Source organism: Celeribacter halophilus (assembly GCF_018860305.1).
GTDB lineage: Bacteria > Pseudomonadota > Alphaproteobacteria > Rhodobacterales > Rhodobacteraceae > Celeribacter > Celeribacter halophilus_A.
Genome location: NZ_JAHKPE010000028.1, coordinates 132,805 through 148,202 on the forward strand (window position 1 = coordinate 132,805; position 15,398 = coordinate 148,202).

Annotated in this window: 17 protein-coding genes; 5 read left to right on the forward strand and 12 right to left on the reverse strand. The window is 58.5% G+C overall.

Annotated features, from left to right (window positions below):
* Nucleotides 1-37: 37 nt before the first annotated feature.
* From KO492_RS10225 to KO492_RS10235, 3 genes are all read right to left on the reverse strand, one after another.
* Nucleotides 38-691, reverse strand: a complete 654-nt coding sequence (locus KO492_RS10225) for a peroxiredoxin (protein WP_216044857.1) — start codon at nucleotides 689-691, stop codon at nucleotides 38-40.
* A 102-nt stretch (nucleotides 692-793) separates the two neighbouring features.
* Entirely contained in the window at nucleotides 794-1,441 is a 648-nt protein-coding gene (locus KO492_RS10230; protein WP_216044858.1) for an RluA family pseudouridine synthase, read from the reverse strand.
* A 12-nt stretch (nucleotides 1,442-1,453) separates the two neighbouring features.
* Nucleotides 1,454-1,915: a GAF domain-containing protein gene (locus tag KO492_RS10235; protein ID WP_216044859.1), complete on the reverse strand. Its 462-nt coding sequence runs from the start codon at nucleotides 1,913-1,915 to the stop codon at nucleotides 1,454-1,456.
* Nucleotides 1,916-2,059: 144 nt separating this feature from the next.
* On the opposite strand from KO492_RS10235, the gene KO492_RS10240 reads away from it, so the two are divergent.
* A complete protein-coding gene (locus tag KO492_RS10240; RefSeq protein WP_216044860.1) occupies nucleotides 2,060-2,404 on the forward strand; it encodes an STAS domain-containing protein in 345 nt (114 codons plus the stop codon).
* 58 nt (nucleotides 2,405-2,462) lie between these two features.
* On the forward strand, nucleotides 2,463-2,897 hold the full coding sequence (locus KO492_RS10245; RefSeq protein WP_252735476.1) for an ATP-binding protein: 435 nt from the start codon (nucleotides 2,463-2,465) through the stop codon (nucleotides 2,895-2,897).
* 31 nt (nucleotides 2,898-2,928) lie between these two features.
* Here the strand turns inward: KO492_RS10245 and hspQ are convergent, their stop codons facing one another.
* Entirely contained in the window at nucleotides 2,929-3,255 is a 327-nt protein-coding gene (gene hspQ, locus KO492_RS10250) for a heat shock protein HspQ (RefSeq protein WP_066604283.1), read from the reverse strand.
* Nucleotides 3,256-3,340: 85 nt separating this feature from the next.
* Here hspQ and KO492_RS10255 point away from each other — a divergent pair, with 85 nt between their 5' ends.
* Both KO492_RS10255 and KO492_RS10260 read left to right on the forward strand, forming a co-directional pair.
* On the forward strand, nucleotides 3,341-4,222 hold the full coding sequence (locus tag KO492_RS10255) for an AEC family transporter (protein WP_216044862.1): 882 nt from the start codon (nucleotides 3,341-3,343) through the stop codon (nucleotides 4,220-4,222).
* An 86-nt stretch (nucleotides 4,223-4,308) separates the two neighbouring features.
* Complete coding sequence (locus tag KO492_RS10260) at nucleotides 4,309-4,890, forward strand: lytic transglycosylase (protein WP_066604706.1); 582 nt, start codon at nucleotides 4,309-4,311, stop codon at nucleotides 4,888-4,890.
* Between the two features lie 12 nt (nucleotides 4,891-4,902).
* Here the strand turns inward: KO492_RS10260 and KO492_RS10265 are convergent, their stop codons facing one another.
* The 4 genes from KO492_RS10265 to KO492_RS10280 all read right to left on the reverse strand — a co-directional run bounded on the left by KO492_RS10265 (nucleotide 4,903) and on the right by KO492_RS10280 (nucleotide 11,222).
* A complete protein-coding gene (locus KO492_RS10265; RefSeq protein ID WP_216044863.1) occupies nucleotides 4,903-5,517 on the reverse strand; it encodes a LolA family protein in 615 nt (204 codons plus the stop codon).
* A 75-nt stretch (nucleotides 5,518-5,592) separates the two neighbouring features.
* A complete protein-coding gene (locus KO492_RS10270; RefSeq protein WP_216044864.1) occupies nucleotides 5,593-8,568 on the reverse strand; it encodes a DNA translocase FtsK in 2,976 nt (991 codons plus the stop codon).
* A 14-nt stretch (nucleotides 8,569-8,582) separates the two neighbouring features.
* Nucleotides 8,583-9,764 (reverse strand): aminotransferase class I/II-fold pyridoxal phosphate-dependent enzyme, encoded by a 1,182-nt coding sequence (locus KO492_RS10275; RefSeq protein WP_216044865.1) that lies wholly within the window; start codon nucleotides 9,762-9,764, stop codon nucleotides 8,583-8,585.
* A gap of 129 nt (nucleotides 9,765-9,893) precedes the next feature.
* Nucleotides 9,894-11,222 (reverse strand): amidase, encoded by a 1,329-nt coding sequence (locus KO492_RS10280; RefSeq protein WP_216044866.1) that lies wholly within the window; start codon nucleotides 11,220-11,222, stop codon nucleotides 9,894-9,896.
* 210 nt (nucleotides 11,223-11,432) lie between these two features.
* On the opposite strand from KO492_RS10280, the gene KO492_RS10285 reads away from it, so the two are divergent.
* Nucleotides 11,433-12,668, forward strand: a complete 1,236-nt coding sequence (locus tag KO492_RS10285; RefSeq protein ID WP_216044867.1) for an FAD-dependent monooxygenase — start codon at nucleotides 11,433-11,435, stop codon at nucleotides 12,666-12,668.
* An 82-nt stretch (nucleotides 12,669-12,750) separates the two neighbouring features.
* On the opposite strand, the gene KO492_RS10290 is transcribed toward KO492_RS10285, so the two are convergent.
* Genes KO492_RS10290 through KO492_RS10305 form a run of 4 tightly spaced genes read right to left on the reverse strand, consistent with a single transcriptional unit; the run spans nucleotide 12,751 to nucleotide 15,364 of the window.
* Nucleotides 12,751-12,957, reverse strand: coding sequence for a Trm112 family protein (locus tag KO492_RS10290; protein ID WP_216044868.1), 207 nt, complete (start codon nucleotides 12,955-12,957; stop codon nucleotides 12,751-12,753).
* Nucleotides 12,957-13,592 (reverse strand): LON peptidase substrate-binding domain-containing protein, encoded by a 636-nt coding sequence (locus KO492_RS10295; RefSeq protein WP_216044869.1) that lies wholly within the window; start codon nucleotides 13,590-13,592, stop codon nucleotides 12,957-12,959. Before KO492_RS10295 ends, KO492_RS10290 begins: the two co-directional genes overlap by 1 nt.
* A gap of 26 nt (nucleotides 13,593-13,618) precedes the next feature.
* Nucleotides 13,619-14,521 carry a thioredoxin family protein gene (locus KO492_RS10300; protein ID WP_216044870.1) on the reverse strand — a complete coding sequence of 301 codons (903 nt, stop codon included), beginning with the start codon at nucleotides 14,519-14,521 and terminating at the stop codon, nucleotides 13,619-13,621.
* Between the two features lie 54 nt (nucleotides 14,522-14,575).
* A complete protein-coding gene (locus KO492_RS10305) occupies nucleotides 14,576-15,364 on the reverse strand; it encodes an exodeoxyribonuclease III (RefSeq protein ID WP_066604251.1) in 789 nt (262 codons plus the stop codon).
* Nucleotides 15,365-15,398: the final 34 nt, after the last annotated feature.

Sequence of the window (15,398 nt, forward strand, 5' to 3'; positions counted from 1 at the left end):
GTCCGCGAACAGGGCGATTTTCAAGCAGCTTTAGAGCTTACTTGGGGTCTTTGACAAAACGCAGGTATGGCAGTTTTTTGTCGACCGCACCGAATTTTTCTTCGGCAGCCGCATCATCAAGCGACAGAGCCGCGATCACGTCTTGACCCACGGTCCAGTTCGCAGGGGTTGCGAGCGGAGCACCATAGGTTTTTTGCAGACCATCCAGAGCCCGCAGAACTTCGGCAAAGTTCCGGCCTACGGACATCGGATAGAGCATGGAGAGTTGCAGTTTCTTGTCGGGTGAGATGATAAACAACGCACGCACAGACGCAGCATCCGCAGCAGTAGCGCCTTCATCGAGATAAGCGTCGGCTGGCAGCATATCGTAAAGTTTCGACACGGCCAGATCGGTGTCGCCGATGATCGGGAACCCTGCCGGCGCGCCAGAGAAAGCTTCGATGTCTTTTTTCCACGGACCGTGCTCTTCAACCGGATCGGTAGAAAGGCCGATCACTTTCGTGCCGCGTTTTTCCCATTCATCCGCAAGCTGTGCTACGGCACCGAATTCTGTGGTGCAAACCGGCGTGAAATCTTTCGGGTGGGAGAACAGGATCGCCCAGCTGTCGCCAATCCAGTCGTGGAAGGTGATTTCCCCCTGATCGGTTTGGGCAGTGAAATTCGGAACGATGTCGTTGATGCGAAGACCCATGGTCATCTCCTTTGCAAATGCGTTTCCTTAAACTTAGATACATTCTAAATTTTAAATTTAAACCCCGCAACAGGGGTGCGCGACAATTTTACTCGGACATCATCAAAACGGACACTTCGCGGTGAAGGACATCCCCGCCCCGCCGTCAGGGTGACGCAACCGCAGTTGTTCCGCATGCAGCATCAGACGCGGGGCGGCAAGCGCCTCGCCTGTCGCATAGAACGGATCGCCCATAATCGGATGCCCAAGAGCCAGCATGTGAACCCGCAACTGGTGCGAGCGACCGGTTTTCGGCATCAAACGCACGCGCGTCTGATCGTCCCGATACCGCACCACCCGCCAGTCGGTCACCGCCGCCTTGCCGGTTTCGTGGCACACCATCTGCCTAGGACGGTTTGGCCAATCGACAATCAGGGGCAGGTCCACCGTGCCCGTCTTTTCCGCCATATGACCATGCACCCAAGCCACATAGGTCTTTTTCGTCTGACGCTTTTCGAATTGCAGCCCGATGTGCCGCTGCGCGTGTCGTGTCAGCGCGAAAACCATAACGCCGGAGGTGTCACGATCCAGCCGGTGGATCAGCAGAGCCTCCGGAAACACCGCCTGAATGCGGGACATCAGGCAATCGGCAAGGTGCTCACCCTTGCCAGGAACCGACAGCAAGCCGGAGGGTTTGTTCACCACGAGGATTTCATGATCCATGTGGAGAATGTCCAAAGGCTCTTGCGGTGGATTGTAATCATCTTTCATGTCTGGCGCGTATCATGTCCGGCGGACATTGGCAAAAATCCGGTCCAGCATGGCACCAAGATGCTCTGCATGCTCCTGCGTGAACGCATTCGGGAAATCGCTATCAATATCGAAAACCCCTAAAAGCTCGCCCTTTGCATTTTGCACAGGCAGCACCAGTTCGGACCGTGTTGACGACGCACAGGCGATATGGCCGGAGAAAGCCTCGACATCCGGCACAAGCTGAACCTCCCGAGTGCGTGCACATGCACCACAGACACCTCGGGAAAACGGAATGACAAGGCATCCGTGCCCGCCCTGATAGGGGCCGATCTTCAACACATCCTTCTCAACCACCCGATAGAACCCTGTCCAGTGGAAGCGTTCATCCGACTGGTGCACCTCACAGGCCAGCGTCGCCATCAAAGCCACCTCATCCGTCTCTCCCGCACAAAGCGCATCAATTCGGGCGGACAGGCCAGCGTAGTCGGTCATGATTTTCTCCACTTTCTTCGTCTCGCAAAGCTTTTGGTAAGGTTTTGTCCCTAGGATCAAGCCCAATTTAGCCTTTGCCTTCGACTGGACTTCAAACAAAAGCCCGCCGAACGCAAATCACTTTACGGCAATAGGATATGGCACATGCAACTGACACATCAGGACCTTGATGGGCTGCGCGTTGTTCGCGTCGATGAAACGCGAATTGACGCGGCCTGCGCCATTCAGTTCAAGGATGCGATGCGCGCACTGAGCGACAGTGGGCCCGCGCGTATTATACTGGATATGAAGCGTGTCGAATTTCTCGACAGTTCAGGTCTTGGCGCCGTTGTGGCGGCCCTCAAAGCGATCCGGCACGGGCAAAGTCTGGACCTTGCGGCGCTGCATCCCACGGTGATGCGGGTCTTTCACCTGACCCGTATGGATACAGTTTTCACAATCCATCCGGACGTTACGACGGCCATCGAGGGAATCGCGAATGCATCCTGAGGGGAACCGCACTTGCGAGCCCTCACCAAAGGCCCGCAATGTCCCGAAAGATCATGAGTTGAGGCTGGTTTTGCCGGCAAAAATGGCCGCCGTCCGGCGGGGCCTACAAACGATCAAACATAGCGAAAGGCTTTCGGGACTACCCTTTGACACGCTTTCCAACCTCGAAATCATCCTCGCGGAAGCGCTCAACAATATCGTCAAACATGCCTATGCAGGACATCCGGACGGGATCATCGAACTTTATCTGTCCCGCTCCGAACACGGCCTGCATTGCGTGATATGTGACACAGGCCAGAAAATGCCCAACGGGGAGCTACCGTCAGGTCTTCAATCCGACCTGAGTTGCGCGGTAGCGGATTTGCCAGAGGGGGGATTTGGCTGGTTCCTCATTCGGAAACTGGCGCATGAGGTGGGCTATACCCGTGAAAACGGCCAGAACAGGTTGAGTTTCAGCATGGAGGTCCGAACCAACTCGCCGCCAGAACCGTGACCAAAGCCCGTCCCGCGCGAATGCAGAGCCGTCAATTCAGTTGGAAATGCAGGGGATAGGCCCCGTCACAGAACGGACCGAACAAATCCGGAAGGTCGGGGTGTTCAACCGGTTCGCCCGAATAATCGGCCACGAGGTTCTGTTCGGAAACATAAGCGACGTAATAGCTTTGGTCATTTTCCGCGAGCAGATGATAAAACGGCTGGTCCTTGTCCGGACGAACGTCTTCAGGAATGGCCGCATACCATTCGTCGGTATTGGAAAACATTGCGTCCACATCGAACACCACACCGCGAAAGCTATGCTTGCGGTGGCGCACAATCTGGCCCAGATGATATTTCGCCCGTGTTTTCATCATAACATTGCAACCCCTATAGTTGGTTAGTAGACCCTAAAAACAACGGCTGTCCACGGGGGAAGGCCAAAGAATTGGGAAACAGTCTGTGAACCTTGTCGTGACAGTGCTTGAAATCGTGACCCCGGTGTTCCTTCTGGCGCTGGTCGGGTTCACTTGGGTGAAGACCGGTCACGAGTATCGGTTGGAGTTCGTCACCAAGCTGACCATGACGCTGTCCGTCCCCGCGCTGATCTTTACCGCGCTCGTCAATGCAGATATCGAACCCGCCGCGCTGAAGGCCCTCTCCATTGCCTCCGTGGTCGCATATGGCGGCGTGACGGTTGCCGCGTGGCTCGCAATCAAACTGCTGCGCCTCGACGCGCGCACCTACCTTGCCCCGCTGATTTTCGGTAACACGGGCAACCTCGGCCTGCCGCTTGCGCTGTTTGCCTTTGGCGAAGCGGGATTGAGCTATGCCGTGGTGGTCTTTGCGGTCATGGCGCTTTGGTCCTTCACCTTCGGGGTCTATGTCACGGCGGGCGGAGGGTCCCTCGGCAAGGCCTTCAAAGAGCCTCTGGTCTGGGCAACCGCACTGGGCGCGCTGTTTCTGTGGCAAGGCTGGACCCTGCCCCGTTTTGCCATGAACACGCTCGAACTTCTGGGCCAGATCGCCATCCCGCTCATGCTGATCACGCTAGGGGTCGCGGTGGCGCGTCTGCATCCGCACGGGCTTGGCCGAGCCGCCATCATCTCTCTGGGCAAAGCCATCCTTTGTGCCGGTATTGCCGCGCTGGCTGGCCTGTTCTTCGGACTCGCCCCTGTGCCGCTGGCCGTGCTCGTTGTGCAGGTCGCCACACCCGTTGCCGTGACCTCCTACATGCTGGCGGAAAAATACGGCGCCAATTCCGATGAAGTCGCGGCCCTCGTCGTCTCCTCGACATTGCTCTCCGTCCTCTACCTGCCGCTCCTGCTTGCCATTCTGATCTGAACAGTGGGAAATTGTTCACAGGAATGCCATTTCACAGATTGGCAGAATCCTCTATGATCTCCGGAAATAACAAGCGAGAGGCAGGTATGAGCAGACGTCTTCGCGCATTGGCTTTATGTCTACTGGTTGCCGCCTGCGGTGGAAATTACTCCGCACCGCGCAATCTGGATAACGCCTGCGCCATTGTATCCGAACGCCCGAGATACCATCGGGCCATGAAGAAAACGGAGCGCAAATGGGGCGTTCCGATCTATGTGCAAATGGCCACGTTCTATCAGGAAAGCAAATTCATCGGTGATGCGCGCACGCCCTATCGTTTCGTGCTTGGCGTGATTCCGATGGGCCGTCAAAGCTCGGCCTATGGCTATGCACAAGCGCTGGATGCAACCTGGGACGAATATCGCCGCGAGGAAGGTGGCTGGGGCGCGAAACGCGACCGGATCGAAGACGCCACCGATTTCATGGGCTGGTATATGAACCAGACCTACGAAGACCTCGGCGTCTCCAAAGCCGATGCCCGCGCACAATACCTCGCCTATCACGAAGGGCGGACAGGTTACGCACGGGGCAGCTATCGCTCCAAACCGTGGCTGATGCGCGTTGCCTCCGAAGTGGCCGCACGCTCCGACACTTACCGCAGCCAGCTTCTGGCCTGCGGCAAGCTCTAAACATTACAGGACTCAGTCAATCGGCGTTCCGCGCCGGTTGGCTTCGGCACGGATATTGAACGTGCGATCGGCCACAGAACCGCCAAGCGACATTTTCGTAAGCTGCACGGTTGTCGAGCCGCCCCCCTGATCATGAATGACCCATGCCTTGAGCACGGGAGTCGCGCTAAAGATCAGGTCGATATAGCCATAATCCGGATGGTCCGGATCTTGCGCACGCACAATGGTATCCCCGTTTTGCTCGCGATGGGACACAACCATTTTCGCGGCATTCAGGTCAACATTGCGTTTCAGGATTACGGAAAGCGGGGTCTGGGAGAGAGGAAACCGCTGCGGCGGCTCGTTGGAGCCGGGATCGAATACGGCCACCTGACCGCCGGAAACCAGCACCAATGCGTCGTTATCCCCGCCGTAATCAAGCCGCATCCGTCCGGGGCGTTTGATCGTCACCTCACCTGAGGATCTCGACCCGTCATCATTGGTTTGGACAAAATCGGCCCGAACCGTGCCAAGACTGTTCAGATAGGTCGAGAGCGTGGACAGAGACAGCTTTTCGGCGGCTGCGGGAGCAACAGAAGACAAAGCAATCAGGGCGGCGGGCGCAAGAGCGGTCAGAAATCTTTTCATACCGTAGATATACGCCAGATTTGCCGCCCTTCCACATCTCTTATTCTCACAAGAGAGCGAAAACTGCGTGAAGTCCTATTGCTCCGGCACCAGAATTTCACGTTTGCCCACATGATTGGCCGAGGACACGACGCCTTCATCCTCCATCTGCTCCACCAGACGTGCGGCCTTGTTGTAGCCGATCGCCAGTTTGCGCTGGATATAGGAGGTGGAGCATTTGCGGTCCTTGATCACGATGGCCACGGCCTGATCGTAAAGCGCATCCTCGCCGCCTGTGTTGCCACCGGTATTGAGGCCCAGAACAGCGTCGATACTTGCCGCTTTTTCGTCTTCCGGCCCCTCGACCACGCCGCCGACATAATCGGGCGGACCGTAAGCCTTGAGATAGGAGACCACCTTTTCGACTTCCTCATCCGAGACAAATGGCGCATGGCAGCGCTGGATACGTCCGCCGCCAGCCATGTAGAGCATGTCACCCATGCCCAGAAGCTGCTCCGCCCCCTGCTCGCCCAGAATGGTGCGGCTGTCGATTTTGGAGGTCACCTGGAAGGAAATCCGCGTCGGGAAGTTGGCTTTGATCGTCCCGGTGATGACATCGACCGAAGGCCGCTGCGTTGCCATGATAAGGTGGATACCCGAGGCCCGAGCCATCTGCGCCAGACGCTGGATGCAGGCTTCGATTTCCTTGCCGGCCACCATCATGAGGTCGGCCATCTCGTCCACGATCACAACGATATAAGGTAGGGTTTCCGGTTGAAATTCCTCGGTCTCGAAAATCGGATCACCGGTCTCGTCGTCAAACCCCGTCTGCACGGTGCGCGAGAACAGCTCGCCTTTGGACAGCGCCTCTTTCACGCGACCGTTATAACCGTCGATGTTGCGCACGCCCATTTTGGACATCTTGCGATAGCGGTCTTCCATCTCCGCCACGACCCATTTGAGCGCCACAACCGCTTTTTTCGGGTCGGTCACAACCGGAGACAAGAGATGCGGGATGCCGTCATAAACGGAAAGCTCCAACATCTTCGGGTCAATCATGATCAGGCGGCACTCATCCGGCGTCAGACGGTAGAGCAGCGACAGGATCATCGTGTTGATCGCCACGGATTTACCGGAACCGGTGGTCCCTGCGATCAGGAGGTGGGGCATTTTCGCGAGGTTGGTGACAACCGGATCGCCGCCAATGTCTTTCCCGAGCGCCAGCGGCAAGGACAGCTTGCCATCGCCATAGTCACGGGTCGAAAGAATTTCGCGGAAGGACACCATTTCACGATGATCGTTCGGCAATTCAATCCCGATCACGGAACGTCCCGGCACGGTAGAAACCCGCGCGGACAGCGCCGACATGGAACGCGCGATGTCATCGGCCAGACCGATCACCCGTGAGGCTTTGAGACCCGGCGCGGGTTCCAGCTCATACATCGTCACAACAGGACCGGGGCGCACGGAAACGATCTCGCCCTTGACGCCATAATCATCCAGAACGCTTTCGAGCATCCGCGCGTTTTCTTCCAGCGCCTCGTCAGACAGGGTGTGACGCGGAATATTGACCGGATTTTCCAATAGGGACAGGGGCGGCGTCTCATATTCGGCTTCTTTCGGGTCGAATTTCAACGTCGGCTGCGCCTCGGCCTGCGCCTGTTTGCTCGGGGCAACCGGTTTGCGCACAGGGTGCTGAACCACGCGTTTCGGCTCCGGCACGGCGGGCGCGGAAGGCTCGTAGCGCACAGGCTGCGGAGCCACATATTCCGGTGTTTCCAGCGCCTCTTCGGCAACAGGCACCTCATGGAAGGACATGGCATCGTATTCGACAGGGCCCGGTTCATAGCCGAAGCTCTGCGGCTCATACCCTTCCGAGGCAGACGCGACATGCATCTCGGCCTCAGGCGCAGGTGCGGCAGAAGCTGTGGGGTGATCGGCACTCACAGACGGATCAAAGACAATCGGAGCCGGCCCCTTGCGATATTTGGCAGCGGCTTTTTGCGCCGCCGTCAGCGGAGGCTCGACACGCGAATTTCCCACAACCGCCCCGCGCGGCACAGCACGCGCCCGCGCGCTGATGGCCGAGGAGATTTTCGAGCGGATGCGATCATCCTGTCCGGGTTCTGTTTTCACATCCGGCGCCAGATCAGGCTCGATCAATTCGGGCTCCAAATCCTCGGACGCATTGCGTTTCAAAAGGCTCGGCACTTTGGCAAGGATCGACGGTTTCAGTTCGGGTTGCACCGGATCGCTTTCGACAAGCGGCTGTTCCGCGCGAATGACACGATGGGTCGCGCGCGGCTCCGGTTGCGCCATTTGCGCCTCGAAAGCAGCCTGTTGTTCTGCAAGCATCTGACGTTCAGCACGCCGTTCCTCGCGGCGGGCCGCAGCACTCCGCGCGACCTGCTGCCCCACGGAGACAGATGTGCGCGCGCCCCGTCCAAGCAGGTGCAGGACCAGAGCATAGAGAGACACCATGCCAACAAGCAGGAACCGCCCCGCCAGACGCAATTCCACCATCGTGACACCAAGCGCAAAGAGGCCCAGCGCCACGGTCCCGAAAAAGGCAAGGAACGCGAGGGCTTTCAGGCTGAACGCCGCGCCGAAGGGCAAAATCTGGATGAGCGCCGCAAGCACAGTGTCGCCAAACAACCCGCCGAAGCTCTGAGGTGCGGTCGAGGCATGGGTAGAGGCATAAATCGCGGCCACGGCAATGGCGATGGGCACGAACACGGCCCGCGAAAGAGCGCGTTCTTCACCGCGATGCAGCACGAAGCGCAGCCCCCAAGCCACAAAGCCCAGCACAAATCCCCAGGAGGCCACACCGACAATAATCATCAGCGGTGAAGCGACAGAAGCCCCCAAGCGCCCCAGAATATTGTGCACCGGAGCTTCGGTGGCAGACAGCCAGCTCGGATCCTCGGGCACATATGAGCCCAGCATCAGCGCAATCAGAAACCCCAGCCCCAAAAGCCCAAGGCCGATAAGCTCTTTGCCGCGTCGCTCCAAAAGCGCCTGCGTGTTTCTGTCGAAAAGCGGATCGCGACCACGCGCCTGATAGGATGCCATGACTGCCTCTTACCTTAACCGTACAAACAGTCGCGAAGCCGGATAAGCCCGCGCTGTGTTTCTTCTTTTGGGGCCACAAGTGCGACCCGGATGTAATGCTTGCCGGGGTTGTCCCCGTCCACGTCCCGCGACAGATACGCGCCGGGCAACACCCGAACGCCAGTTTCTGTCCAGAGCTTCATCGCAGCTTCTTCACCGTCATTGACGGGCAGCCAGAGGAAAAATCCGGCCTGCGGCGCCTCGGCACCCTGAATGCCGGAAAACACCTCGTCTGCCATATCGAATTTCTCGGCATAGAGTTTGCGCGAGGCGATAACGTGATCCTCATCGGCCCAGACCCGCGCCGACACGGCCTGAATTGGTGTCGGAAGCGGTGCGCCGGAATAGGCGCGCAGGCGGCGGATATGACTTATATTTTCGGGACCGGACGCCACAAAGCCGGAGCGCAACCCCGGCAGGTTGGAGCGTTTCGACAGGGAATGGAAAATCACCACACGTTCGGGATCAGCCCCCATGTCGCGCGCAACTTCCAAAGCGCTCACAGGCGCCTCGTCGCGGTAGATTTCCGAATAACATTCATCCGAAAAGACTTTGAAATCATGCTTCTCGGCCAACGCAATCAGATCGCGCAGATAGGCACGCGACGCAATGGCCCCCTGCGGATTTGACGGCGAACAAATATAGGCGATACTCGTGCGATCCAGGGTTTCGGCAGGCAAACCGGCGTAATCCGGCAGGAAACCGGTTTCCCGCGTGGCCGGCACAAAGACAGGCTCGGCTCCCACAGTCACGGCTGCGACCGCATAAACCTGATAAAACGGGTTGGGCGTCAGAACGACGGGCTGTTTGCCATTCTTGTGTTCAGGGCACAGCGCAATACAGGCGTTCATCAGCCCCTCGCGCGTACCGTTCAACGCCATAATGTCGGCCGCGGGCGCCACAGAAACGCCAAAGCGCCGGTCAAGCCAGCCCGCAATCGCAGACAAAAGGTCGTCCGTGCCATTGTTGTTCGGGTATTTTGCAAAGCCGGAGAGATTCTCCGCCAGCACATCTCCCACGAAAGGCGGCATCGCATGACGCGGCTCGCCAATGGTCATATGCGTCACTTCACCACCCGGAGCATGCGCGTCGAGAAGATTCCGCAAACGCGGAAACGCATATTCCGGCAGGTTGGAAAACCGCTCAGGAAACGTCATGAAACTGCTACTGCCTCTGTTTTTCCGGATCTTTTTGCCCGGGTGTTTGAGGCCAAGATAACGAGAGCGCAGCCTTTGGTCCAGAGAAAGACGCCCTTGACAGGCGTCCCTGTGGAAAAGCTGTGACTTTTAGGCCAGCGCCTTTTCTGCCGCAGCACCCAGCCGCAACAACCGCGCCTCGCTCATGGGAGGCGTCTGGAACAGGATACCACAAGACGGAATACCCGTAGGAAGCGTCAACGCCGCCAGTCCCATCAGGTTGCCGACACGGGTGTTACGCAACGCCAGAAGGTTCTCCGTCACATAATAATCCGCATCCGTCATCAACCGCTCTGCATCCGGCGGCAGGATCGGAGCCGTGGGCAGGATCACCGCATCATATCCGGCGGTGGCCTTGAGATAGTCATCGCGCAGACGGGCGAGTTTCTTCCAACCGGCCACGAAATCCGCCCCGTTAAAACTGCCCCCTGCGCGGAATCGTTCCAGAATACGGGGATACATGACATCGGGATTGGCCTCGATCCGGTCGCGCCACTCGGCATAGGCCTCCGTGGTGAACAGGATGCCGGACAGGTCCATCGCCTCCGTCACGGCCTCGACCGGCGCGCGGGTGATCTCTGCCCCCGCGGCACGCAGCTTTTCAACCGCCGCTTCAAACGCATCCAGCGGGGCGTCACGAATATCGTCGAAAACAACATTTTCCAGCACCAGAAGGCGCTTCCCCTCAAGCGATGCGCCTTTGAGATCGGGGGCCGGAGACCCGTCGAGAATGGCGAACATCTCAGCGGCATCTTCCACCGTTTTGACCAATGGCCCCACCGTATCAAACCCCGCCGCCAAGGGCACAACGCCATCAAGAGGGATACGACCGGACGTGGTCTTGAGCCCCACAAGGTCATTCCACGCCGAAGGGATGCGCACGGAACCGCCCGTATCGGAGCCGACAGCACCGGGGGCCAGACCGAAGGCGACCGATCCGGCCGCGCCGGAAGACGAGCCACCCGACACAGCATCAGTATCATTCACGCAAGGCGTGGTGGCCGTCACCGGATTGAGCCCGAGACCGGAAAAGGCCAGTTCCGACATATGGGTCTTGCCCAAAGCGACCAGACCGGCATTCGAAGCGCGGCGCAGCACTTCGGCGTCCCGCGTCGGGATGCGGTCTTTGAGAAGCGCGGAGCCCGCTTCCGTCGCCACGCCCGCCGTATCAAACAGGTCTTTCCAAGACACAGGTACCCCGTCCAAAAGCCCGCGACGCACACCGCTTTGCGCCCGTTCATACGCGGCCTGTGCCTCGGCCATTGCGCGCGTTTCCATGAAGCGGGCATAGATACGGTCGGAAAAAGGATGCGCTTTCGCCGCGTCCAGAAAGGCCGCCGCCACGTCGCGCGGGTCAATATCGCCCGATCCGATGGCCCGCCCCAAATCGCACATGCTCATCTTCGTATAATCGACCATCATCTCGCCCTTTTATATGTCCTTGCGGCAACCTAAAGCCATTCGCGGTCAACTTGAAATACAAATTGATTGCAAAACCTGCACTACATCAAGACCTTGCGCTGTGCTTTCGGCAAATCTGTGATTTAGGGTTTCACGAAGCGCTCTCGCGGCGCTACATCGCATGGACAAACCCGCACGGCGCGTCATATTTGCGGCAAGGAGACAATCATGACCTCATCCAAGACAAAGCCAAGTGATCTCATCATTGTCGGCGGCGGGCTGAACGGACCTGCGCTGGCGCTTGCTGCGGCCAATGCCGGATTGACTGTGACGCTGATCGACAGCCTCCCCAAGGCCGCGCGCATGAATGACCAGTTCGACGGGCGCGGCTATGCGCTCTCGCTGGGGTCACAAAAGCTGCTCAAAGCGATCGGGCTTTGGGAGCGGGTGAGCAAGATGGCCCAACCCATTCTCGACGTGAAAGTCACGGACGGCAAACCGGGCGAAGGTCCTGCCCCCTTCATGCTGGAGTTTCGTGATGGCGAGATCGACGAAAGTCCGATGGGCTACATGGTTGAAGACCGGTTCCTGCGTCAGGCTATTCTCGACTCACTGGATGCGCAGCCCCGCATCACACAGGTTGAAGGACTGGTTACAGCGCAAGAGGTTGATTTGCATGGCGCCAGCGTGACCTTGGACACGGGCGCGAAGATCAACGGCAAACTGATCGTCGGCTGTGACGGGCGCAAATCGGGCACCGCCGAACGCGCAGGCATCAAGCGCACCGGCTGGGGCTATGGCCAGACGGCGCTGGTCTGCGCGATCCAGCACGAGCGACCCCACGAGGGCTGCGCCCATCAATATTTCCTCCCGTCGGGCCCTTTGGCAATCCTTCCGCTGCCGGGCAATCAAAGCTCTATTGTCTGGACCGAAAAGGACAAGATGGCAGCCGACATTCAGGCGCTGACCGACGAGGATTACCTCGCTGTCTTGCGCCCTCGCTTCGGGGATTTTCTGGGCGAGATTTCCCTCGTCGGCAAACGGTTCACCTACCCTTTGAACATCACGCTTGCGAACAGCTTTACCGCGCCGCGCGTGGCGCTGGTCGGCGATGCCGCGCACGGGATGCACCCGATTTCAGGACAGGGTCTCAATGCCGGGCTCAAGGATGTCGGGGCGCTGACCGAGGTTCTGGTGGAGGCGCACCGCCGTGGCGAAGACATCGGGCGCGAGGATGTTCTGGAACGCTACGCACAATGGCGGCGGTTTGACGTGGCCACGATGGCTCTGATGACGGACAGTTTCAACAAGCTGTTTTCAAACGACAACCCGATCCTCCGCCTCGCACGGGACCTCGGGATGGGCGTGGTCAATTCGGTCACAGGACTGCGCCGCGCAGCCATCCGTGAGGCCGCTGGCGTCAATGGCGATGTGCCCAAGCTATTGCGCGGAATCGCACTTTGAGAGCCTGAGTATTTGGCGGCACAAAGGAAACGCCGGAGAGAAGCGCGTGCAAGAGGCGCGTGTCACAAGAGCATCCGGAGGATCAGCCCTCCAGTTGACGCGCTTCCGAGACCAGCATAATCGGAATACCGTTCCGGATCGGATAGGCAAGACCCGCCGTTTTCGAGATCAGTTCTTGCGCCTCGGGGTCATATTTGAGAACCGCATGGGTCTGCGGGCAGACCAGTGCCTCCAGCATCCGGCGGTCAAAAGCCTGTTCTGTTGTTTCGGGCGTTACGTCATTGCTCATCACATCATATCCTCGCTGGAGCCGCCATGGAGGGCGAATTCCATAAGCGTTACCAGAGTTTCTCGTCGGGTGGAAAGAGATGGCGCTTCCAAAAGCGCCTGTTTGTCCTCTGGCCCGAAAGGACACAGCATCGACAGGGAATTGATCAGCAGCTCGTCATCCGCCTGACCGAGGCTTCCCCAGTCGGTTTGCAATTCCTCCTCGCAAAAATAGCGTTTCAAGAGGCTCATGAAAGCGGCGCGATCCAGCCCCGGATCGGCCTCTGCCGCGCCGAGATCTTGGGAGAAATCAGCCCAGTTCACCGTGAATTTCCGGTAGGGAGAGAAACCGGTTTCCTCGGACATAAGCCGGAACCGCGACACGCCGGAGAGGGTGACCATATAGCGCCCGTCTTCGGTTTCGGAGAAAGCGGTCAGGCGTCCCGCACATCCGATCGAATTCAGTTTGCCCTCCCCTGCCCCGCTGCGCGGCTGCACCATACCAATCAGGCGCGTAGGGGTTTTCATGCAATCTTCGACCATCTGCAAATAGCGGGGTTCGAAAATATGCAGCGGCAACCGCGCCCGAGGCAGCAAAAGCGCACCGGGCAGCGGAAAGACAGGGATCGTCTCTGGAAGGCTTGCAGAAGTCAACATTGCCTTAAACTAGACCGCAAACACGATCAGGCAAACAACATGGAAGAAAGTTTGCGCCGGCCGGTCAGGGCAATCGGATCATTGGGCTTGAGACTGTCGAAGATTTTGAACAGTTGCTCCTTGATCGCCCCGTCATTCCAGTCGCGATCCTGCTTGAACGCCGCCAGAAGCGTTTCAACTGCAGCTTCGATCTGTCCATCTGCGTGTTGCGCCACAGCCAGATCAAGACGCGCCTGCATATCGGACGGGTCGGCCTCGACCTTCGCAGCCAGTTCTGCCACGGGACCGGCATTCGCCGCCTCTTTCGCCAAAGCGATCTGGGCATGCACGGCTTCAATCGCCGCATCGGAGGAAATCTCCGCCGCTATACCATTGATCAGGGCTTCGGCCTCTTCGACCTCGCCTTTGGCAAGATGGCATTTGGCCAGACCGGCATAGGCCCCCGCGAGCTTGTCGTCTTCTTCGAGGATCGCCGCATAGGTTTGTGCCGCATCCTCGATCTCGCCCGCCTCGAACATTTCGTCCGCAGCCGCAACCGCGTCGCTCAGGCTTTCGTCGACATTGAGCGCCACAACCTTGGCCACAAATTCCTTGATCTGCGACGGCGGCAACGCGCCTTGGAACCCGTCCACCGGCTGACCTTTGAAAAAGGCATAGACCGTCGGGATGGATTGCACGCGCATCTGGCCCGCGATCATCTGGTTTTCGTCGACATTGACCTTGGCCATTTTCACAGCGCCACCAGCGGCATTGACCTCCGCCTCAAGTGCCGGTCCAAGCTGTTTGCACGGGCCGCACCAAGGGGCCCAGAAGTCAACGATCACAGGTGTTTCTTGCGAGGCTTCAATCACCTCCGCCATGAAATCGGCTTCGGAAACATCTTTCACATACGCGCCATGAGCGGCGCCGGTAGATTGTCCGAGATCCATATCGGTTCTCCTTTGTATCTGTTTGGCCCTTATATGCGCCTTCCGGCATCGGTTTTAAAGGTCGAAGGTGGCGAAGACCGGCGCATGGTCGGAGGGTTTTTCCCAGCCGCGCGCATCGCGCAGGACGCGGCTCGAATGTCCGGCGTTGGATATGTCCGGCGTTGCCCAGACGTGATCAAGACGACGCCCCTTGTCCGCAGCATCCCAGTCCCGCGCACGATAGGACCACCAGCTATAGAGCTGGCCCTCGGGAATATCCTGTCGAGTGATGTCGACCCAGTTGCCAGCCTCCTGCGTCTGCGCGAGATGCTCAACCTCAACAGGCGTATGCGACACGATTTTCAAAAGCTGCTTGTGATTCCAGACATCGTCCTCACGCGGCGCGATGTTGAGATCGCCCACGAGAATAGATTTTTCCGGTTTTTCGGCGTGGAACGCATCACGCATCTCGGTCAGATAGTCGAGCTTCTGGCCGAACTTTTCGTTGATCTCGCGGTCCGGCTTGTCGCCACCCGCAGGCACATAGAAATTGTGGATCGTAACGCCGTTCTCAAGTTTTCCGGCGATGTGGCGCGCGTGGCCCAAGGAGGCGTAATCCTCGGCCCCTGCTTCCACCATCGGAATTTTCGACAGGATAGCAACGCCGTTATAACCCTTTTGACCCCGCGCAACCATGTGGGTGTAGCCCAGCGCCCTGAAGCCCTCCATCGGGATTTTGTCGACCGGCGACTTACATTCCTGAAGGCACAGCACATCGGGAGCTTCTTCTTCGAGAAGTTTGAGCACGATCGGTTCGCGCAGGCGCACGGAGTTGATGTTCCATGTGGCAAGGGTAAAGGGCATATCCGGTCCTCAGATGCAATTTCGTCAAACCCTA

Excerpts from the sequence above, each read along its gene's own strand:
- hspQ (WP_066604283.1), bottom strand. The coding sequence starts at position 3,255 with ATGATGAAAACACGGGCGAAATATCATCTGGGCCAGATTGTGCGCCAC.
- KO492_RS10265 (WP_216044863.1), bottom strand. The coding sequence starts at position 5,517 with ATGAAAAGATTTCTGACCGCTCTTGCGCCCGCCGCCCTGATTGCTTTG.
- KO492_RS10240 (WP_216044860.1), top strand. The coding sequence starts at position 2,060 with ATGCAACTGACACATCAGGACCTTGATGGGCTGCGCGTTGTTCGCGTC.
- KO492_RS10295 (WP_216044869.1), bottom strand. The coding sequence starts at position 13,592 with ATGTTGACTTCTGCAAGCCTTCCAGAGACGATCCCTGTCTTTCCGCTG.
- KO492_RS10280 (WP_216044866.1), bottom strand. The coding sequence starts at position 11,222 with ATGGTCGATTATACGAAGATGAGCATGTGCGATTTGGGGCGGGCCATC.
- KO492_RS10300 (WP_216044870.1), bottom strand. The coding sequence starts at position 14,521 with ATGGATCTCGGACAATCTACCGGCGCCGCTCATGGCGCGTATGTGAAA.
- KO492_RS10290 (WP_216044868.1), bottom strand. The coding sequence starts at position 12,957 with ATGAGCAATGACGTAACGCCCGAAACAACAGAACAGGCTTTTGACCGC.
- KO492_RS10305 (WP_066604251.1), bottom strand. The coding sequence starts at position 15,364 with ATGCCCTTTACCCTTGCCACATGGAACATCAACTCCGTGCGCCTGCGC.
- KO492_RS10285 (WP_216044867.1), top strand. The coding sequence starts at position 11,433 with ATGACCTCATCCAAGACAAAGCCAAGTGATCTCATCATTGTCGGCGGC.
- KO492_RS10260 (WP_066604706.1), top strand. The coding sequence starts at position 4,309 with ATGAGCAGACGTCTTCGCGCATTGGCTTTATGTCTACTGGTTGCCGCC.
- KO492_RS10275 (WP_216044865.1), bottom strand. The coding sequence starts at position 9,764 with ATGACGTTTCCTGAGCGGTTTTCCAACCTGCCGGAATATGCGTTTCCG.
- KO492_RS10230 (WP_216044858.1), bottom strand. The coding sequence starts at position 1,441 with ATGAAAGATGATTACAATCCACCGCAAGAGCCTTTGGACATTCTCCAC.
- KO492_RS10270 (WP_216044864.1), bottom strand. The coding sequence starts at position 8,568 with ATGGCATCCTATCAGGCGCGTGGTCGCGATCCGCTTTTCGACAGAAAC.
- KO492_RS10225 (WP_216044857.1), bottom strand. The coding sequence starts at position 691 with ATGGGTCTTCGCATCAACGACATCGTTCCGAATTTCACTGCCCAAACC.
- KO492_RS10235 (WP_216044859.1), bottom strand. The coding sequence starts at position 1,915 with ATGACCGACTACGCTGGCCTGTCCGCCCGAATTGATGCGCTTTGTGCG.